Raw genomic sequence first — 5,680 nt, 5'->3', positions numbered from 1 at the left:
GGCCCGGTCGGCGGCGATCCGCGCGCGGCCGGTGGCGAGCAGTTCGTCCCGGTCGCGGATGCCCTCCGCGCGGGCCGCGGCCATCGCCGCCGCGCCGCGCTCGGCGTACTCCTCCCGAATCCGGGCCGCCTCGTGCCGGGCCTCGGCCAGCTCCCGCAGGCGGGCCTCCCAGGTGGCCTCGGCCTCGGCGAGCAGGGCCTCGGCGCGTTCGGTGCGCCCCTCGGTGGCCTCCCAGCGTTCGGACTGCACCCGTTCGATCCGGGGGAGCAGATGGCGGCCGAGCGTCCACAGCAGCAGGAAGAACAGCGCCAGGCCGAGGATCAGCGGGGCCGGTTCGGGCTTGAGCGGGCCGACTTCGAGGTTCACGCACGACCTCCCCAGGGTGTGACGTTCCGTCAGTCGGAAGCTTCCCCAAGGGCGACGGCGGTCGAACTCGGCGCGGAGATGAGCTGCGTCACGGCGGGGGCCGAAGGCCTCGGCCCCCGGCTACGTCACCTCGCCCCGGCGGGAGAAGCGCTCCGCCCGCCACTCGCCGCTCTCCAGCACCTCGGCCAGCTGCCGGGCCGCGTCCCACACCTCGGTGTACGACAGGTAGAGCGGGGTGAAGCCGAAGCGCATCAGGTCCGGCGCGCGGAAGTCGCCGATCACCCCGCGCTCGATCAGCGCCTGCACCACCGGGTAGCCGGCGGCGTGCCGCAGCGCGACCTGGCTGCCGCGCCGGGCGTGTTCGCGCGGGGTCACCACCTCGACGCCGTCCAGGCCCTCGGTCAGCGACACGAACAGGTCGGTCAGCGCCAGGCTCTTCGCGCGCACCGCCGCCAGGTCGACCCGCTCCCAGACGTCCAGCGAGGCGCCGAGGGCGGCCTGGCCGAGCAGCGAGGGCGAGCTGGTCAGGAACCGGCCGATGCCCGGCTTCGGGTCGTACCCGGGCTCGAAGGCGAACGGCCGGGCATGGCCGAACCAGCCGCTCAGCGGCTGGAGCGGGCCGGCCGCCAGGTGCCGCTCGGCGACGTACAGGAAGGCCGGCGAGCCGGGGCCGCCGTTCAGGTACTTGTAGGTGCAGCCGATCGCGAAGTCCGCGCCGGCGGCGTCGAGTCCGACCGGCAGCGCGCCCACCGAGTGGCACACGTCCCAGATCATCAGGGCGCCCGCGGCCTGCACCCGGGCGGTGATCCCGGGCATGTCCAGCAGCTCGCCGGTGCGGTAGTCCACGTGCGAGAGGACGACCGCGGCGACGTCCCCGTCCAGGTGCCCGTCCAGCTCCTCGGGGCGGATCAGCGCGCTGCGCGCGCCCTCGACGAGGCCGGTCACGCCCTCGGCGATGTACAGGTCGGTCGGGAAGGCCTCTGCGTCGCCGAGCACCGTGTGCCGGCCCGGGCGCAGCCGCAGCGCGGCCGACAGCACCTTGAACAGGTTGACCGAGGTGGTGTCGCAGACGACCACTTCCTCCGGACCGGCGCCGATCAGCGGCGCGATCCGGCGTCCCAGCCGGTACGGCTGCTCGAACCAGCCGGCGTCGTTCCAGCTGCGGATCAGCTCCCGGCCCCACTCCTCCTCGACCACCTGGCGCACCCGCTCGGGCGTGCGCACCGGCAACGCGCCCAGCGAGTTGCCGTCCAGGTAGATCACCCCGTCCGGCAGGGCGAACTCCTTGCGGAACGCCGCCAGCGGGTCGACGGCGTCCAGCGCCGCGCAGTCCTCGCGCGTGGTCATGCCCGTCCCCTCGTTCCCCTCGCTCACAGCCTGCTCCGTTCCTGCCCGCTCTGTTCCTGCCCGTTCCGCCGCGGTTCGTCCCGTCACGATCCGTGCCGTCACAGTCCGTCCCGGATCGTCCACAGCTCCGGGAACACGTCCTGCTCGGCGGACTTGCGCAGCCAGGTCAGCCCGCTGGAGCCGCCCGAGCCGGGCTTGCCGCCCATGGTCCGCCTGACCGCGCAGAGGTGGCGCTGGCGCCACCGGGTGACCCGCTCGGCCACGTCCAGCAGGGCCTCGCCGAGCGGCTGGAGCGCGGCGAACTCCGGGTCGGTGTACACCCGCCGCCAGGCCGCCTCGATCTCCGCGGACGGCTGGTAGCGCTGCTCGGAGGGTGCCCGGTACGGGGCCAGGCCGCGGCGCGCCAGGAGCGCCAGCGCCTCGTCGTACAGGCCGGGGGAGCGCAGCGCCTCGGTCAGTTCGGCCTGCGTGCCGGGCATCCCGTCGTACATCTTCAGCAGCGCGGCGTTCTTGTTGCCGAGCAGGAACTCCAGCCGCAGGAAGGCTGCGGACTGGAAGCCGGAGGCCTCGCCGAACAGCGAGCGGAAGGAGTTGAACTCGTGCGGGGTCATGGTGGCCAGCAGGTCCCAGGACTCCACCAGCACGTCCTGCACGTGGGTGCCCCGGCGCAGCGCGGTCAGCGCGGCGGTCAGGTCGTCCTCGCGCAGCGCCTGCCGGGCGAGCGTCCACTCGTGCCGCAGCAGGTCGAACAGCAGCTCCATCACCTGGGTGGTGACGATGAACGACAGCTCGGCGGGCTCCTCGCTGCGCGGGTGCTGCAGGCCGTGCAGCTCCTCCAGGCGCACGTACTGGGCGTACGGGGTGCCCCGGCCCGGCGCTTCGCCCCGACCGAACGACAGGTTGGGTGTCTCCACCGTGTCGTGCCCCATCCCGACTCCTCCTGATCCTTCCGGGCCCCGTCGCCCGGTCCGGTGAACCAGCCGGACTGCGGGGTTCCACCGGGTGCCCATTGTGCGGCGTAGGTGCCGCCCGCTTGAATGGTCGACGGGCATCGCAACCGCCTTTGGAGCTTTTGTTCGCGAGGCGTTCCGCCGGTTCGCTTTACGAATGGAAATCCCTTGATCCCGACCACCCGGGAGGTCGCCTTGGACGCCGTCGACCGCCGCCTGCTCGCCGAGCTCCAGGCCGACGCCCGGCTCTCGTACAACGAACTCTCCCGCCGGGTGAGCCTGTCCGCACCCGCGGTGGCCGAACGGGTCCGCAGGCTGGAGTCCGAGGGGGTGATCAGCGGCTACCACGCCCACGTGGACCTCACCCGGGCCGGGCTGCCGATCACCGCGCTGGTCCAGATCCAGTGCTACGGCCCGCGCTGCGTGCTGCGCGACCCGGACGTGCCGACCTGGCCGGAGGTGGTCCAGCTGCACCGGGTCACGGGCGGGGCGTGCTGCGTGCTGCTGGTCGCGGTGTCGACGATGGCCGAGTTCGAGGCGGTGTGCGACCGGCTCGGCAGCTACGGTCAGCCGTCCAGCTCGATGATCCTCTCCAGCCCGGTGCCCTGGCGGCCGGTGGTTCCGCGTTGACCGCGGCGGGCGACTGGCCTTGACGCGGGCGTCAAGGAGTAGGTTGCCCGGCATGCCGAACGAGCGCCACATCCTGCTGCTGCCCGGGAGCCTGCGGGCCGGTTCCACCAACGAGACCGTGCTGCGCACCGCGGCCGCGGTGGCCGCGGCCACCCCGGGCCTGCGGACCACGTACTACGAGGGACTGGCCGGGCTGCCGCACTTCAACCCGGACCACGACACCGACCCGCTGCCGGAGCCGGTGGCCGCGCTGCGGGCCGCGATCGAGGCGGCCGACGCGCTGCTGGTCTGCACCCCCGAGTACGCCGGGACGCTGCCGGGCGCGTTCAAGAACCTGCTGGACTGGACGGTCGGCGGGGTCGAGATCTCGGACAAGCCCACCGCCTGGATCAACGCCGCCGGCCCGGGCCGCGGCCTGGGGGCCGAGGCCACCCTGCGCACCGTCCTCGGCTACACCGGCGCGGCCGTGCTGGACGAGGCCTGCGTCCGGCTTCCGCTGGAGCGCGGCGCGGTCGGCCCGGACGGGCTGGTCGCCGACGCGCCGGTGCGCGAGCGGATCGGCGAAGTGCTGGCCCGACTCGCGGCGGGCTGACCGCCGCCCGGCCCCGGGCTCAGTGTCCCTCCGGCAGGTGCACCCCGAGCCCGGCCAGGCCCTCCAGGAACAGCTCGATGCCGACCGCCGCCAGGAGCAGTCCGAGCAGCCGGGACAACACCTCCAGCGAGGTGCGGTGGGTGCGTCGCATCAGCGGTGCGAGCACCGCCACGCAGAGGTAGTTGATCACCGCGACGGCCACGTACGCCCCGGCGACGGTGGCCTTCCAGCCCCAGTTGTCCTGGTTGAGCGAGGCGACCAGGACGGCCGTGATGGCGAGCGGGCTGGCGATGTACGGCAGCAGCAGTTCGCGGATGCCGTCCACCAGCGGGTTCGCCAGGTGCTCGTCCTCGTCGCCCTCCCCGCCGAGGTGGACGCCGAAGACCAGGGCGACGGCGTAGACGAAGAAGATGGCCCCGCCGGCGAGCTGGAGCGACTGGTCGCTGATGTGGAAGAGGGTGGTCAGCTCGTCGGCCCCGAAGCCGAGCACCAGGCCGATCACCGCCGAGATGGCCGTGCTCAGCGCCGCCAGTCGGCGCAGCTCCCGGTTGCTCCTGGTCCCGGCCAGCCGGGCGAAGGACAGCAGGGTCTTGGGCGGGCCGACCACGGCGAAGAAGGTGATGAAGGCACTGCTCAGGTTGAAGACGAACATGAGCCAAGCATGCCGTGGGCCTCCGGGCGGCCGGTCCGCCACGCCCCGCGACCGGGCGTGGCGTGAATCTCCTCGCCGGGCGGTTCATTCCTGGTCGCGGGCGAATTCGCCCGGATGGCGGTCCCGGCTCGAAGGGGCGGGCGCTCTCGGGTGCTATGGAGGCAGGGCTGCCACCGAGCAGGCCACTCTGCCGCGGAAGCGAGGATGCGACATGTGCCTGAACCGTAAGGACCTGGGCCTGCTGGCCCTGCGCGGCGCGGTCGGGGGTGTGCTGATCGCGCACGGCACCCAGAAGTTGTTCGGCTGGTTCGGGGGCGGCGGCCTGGAGGGCACCACCCAGGCCATGGAGCAGATGGGCTTCCACCCGGCCCGGCAGAGCGCGCTCGCGGCCGGTCTCGGCGAGGCGGGCGGCGGCGCGCTGCTGGTGGCCGGGCTGGCCACCCCGGCGGCCGGCGCGATGGTGGCCGGGACGATGGCGGGTGCGGTGTCGGTGCACGCGCCGGCCGGTTTCTTCGCGATGTCCGGCGGCTACGAGTACCCGGCCTTCCTCGGCGCGACCGGGCTGGCGATCGGCCTGGCCGGCGCGGGCCGGTACTCGCTGGACCACCTGACCGGCCACGTCTTCGACCGGCCGTGGGTCGGCCTGGTGTCCTTCGTGGGGAGCGTCGCCGGGGCGTACGGCGTGGTCTCGCGGCGCCGGCACCTGGTGCGGCTGCGCGAGGAGCGGGCCGCGGTGGACGCGGACGAGCAGGAGGGGTCGGGGCTCTCGTAGCAGCCGCTTCACCCGGAGGCAGCAGCCCTGCTGGCGGCGGTCCTGCGGCTCTCGGAGGGTGGGCGGGGAGGTGTGCCGGGTAGCCCGGCGCCGACCGGAAACGAGGGACCGCATGGACCGTCAGCCACTCACCCGCACCAGCTCGCCGCGCCCGCCGAGGGCGACCGCACAGGACCTGGACGCGCCACCGCTGCGCCACCAATGGCGTGCGGTGGCAGGGGTGTTGGCGGCGGTGGTGGCCGGCGCGGCGGCGCTCGGGGGCTGCTCCTCCGGCAAGAGTGCGCAGAGCGTGGCCTCCTCGGCGGCGGCCGCGGTGGAGAAGGGCGCGAGCGCCGCGGCCTCGGCCGCCTCGGCGCTGGCCTCGGTGGCCG

The 5,680-nt window shown here is 73.9% G+C and carries 7 protein-coding genes and 1 pseudogene; 3 read left to right on the top strand and 5 right to left on the bottom strand.

Annotation, left to right across the window (positions count from 1 at the left end; genetic code table 11):
• From KS423_RS36965 to KS423_RS36955, 3 genes and pseudogenes are all read right to left on the bottom strand, one after another.
• A pseudogene (locus KS423_RS36965) lies at positions 1 to 366 on the bottom strand (hypothetical protein); the annotation flags it as partial.
• Positions 367 to 486: 120 nt separating this feature from the next.
• Complete coding sequence (kynU, locus tag KS423_RS36960) at positions 487 to 1,713, bottom strand: kynureninase (protein ID WP_224284120.1); 1,227 nt, start codon at positions 1,711 to 1,713, stop codon at positions 487 to 489.
• A gap of 98 nt (positions 1,714 to 1,811) precedes the next feature.
• The gene (locus KS423_RS36955; RefSeq protein WP_224284119.1) at positions 1,812 to 2,642 is read right to left on the bottom strand and encodes a tryptophan 2,3-dioxygenase; all 831 of its coding nucleotides are present in this window, start codon (positions 2,640 to 2,642) and stop codon (positions 1,812 to 1,814) included.
• A 189-nt stretch (positions 2,643 to 2,831) separates the two neighbouring features.
• On the opposite strand from KS423_RS36955, the gene KS423_RS36950 reads away from it, so the two are divergent.
• Together KS423_RS36950 and KS423_RS36945 are read left to right on the top strand one after the other, a co-directional pair.
• Positions 2,832 to 3,293 (top strand): Lrp/AsnC family transcriptional regulator, encoded by a 462-nt coding sequence (locus tag KS423_RS36950; protein WP_224284118.1) that lies wholly within the window; start codon positions 2,832 to 2,834, stop codon positions 3,291 to 3,293.
• A gap of 52 nt (positions 3,294 to 3,345) precedes the next feature.
• A complete protein-coding gene (locus KS423_RS36945) occupies positions 3,346 to 3,885 on the top strand; it encodes an NADPH-dependent FMN reductase (protein WP_224284117.1) in 540 nt (179 codons plus the stop codon).
• Positions 3,886 to 3,904: 19 nt separating this feature from the next.
• Here KS423_RS36945 and KS423_RS36940 read toward each other — a convergent pair whose 3' ends face one another.
• Positions 3,905 to 4,537 (bottom strand): MarC family protein, encoded by a 633-nt coding sequence (locus tag KS423_RS36940; RefSeq protein WP_224284116.1) that lies wholly within the window; start codon positions 4,535 to 4,537, stop codon positions 3,905 to 3,907.
• Positions 4,538 to 4,748: 211 nt separating this feature from the next.
• On the opposite strand from KS423_RS36940, the gene KS423_RS36935 reads away from it, so the two are divergent.
• A complete protein-coding gene (locus KS423_RS36935) occupies positions 4,749 to 5,309 on the top strand; it encodes a DoxX family protein (protein ID WP_224284115.1) in 561 nt (186 codons plus the stop codon).
• Positions 5,310 to 5,429: 120 nt separating this feature from the next.
• Here KS423_RS36935 and KS423_RS36930 read toward each other — a convergent pair.
• Positions 5,430 to 5,680 (bottom strand): hypothetical protein (locus KS423_RS36930; RefSeq protein WP_224284114.1); only part of this gene is annotated, 251 nt, incomplete at its 5' end.

It is taken from the genome of Streptomyces sp. LS1784 (genome assembly GCF_020103755.1).
Taxonomy (GTDB): domain Bacteria; phylum Actinomycetota; class Actinomycetes; order Streptomycetales; family Streptomycetaceae; genus Kitasatospora.
Note: the sequence above shows the minus strand (reverse complement) of the source record. Positions and strands in the feature narration are given on the sequence as shown.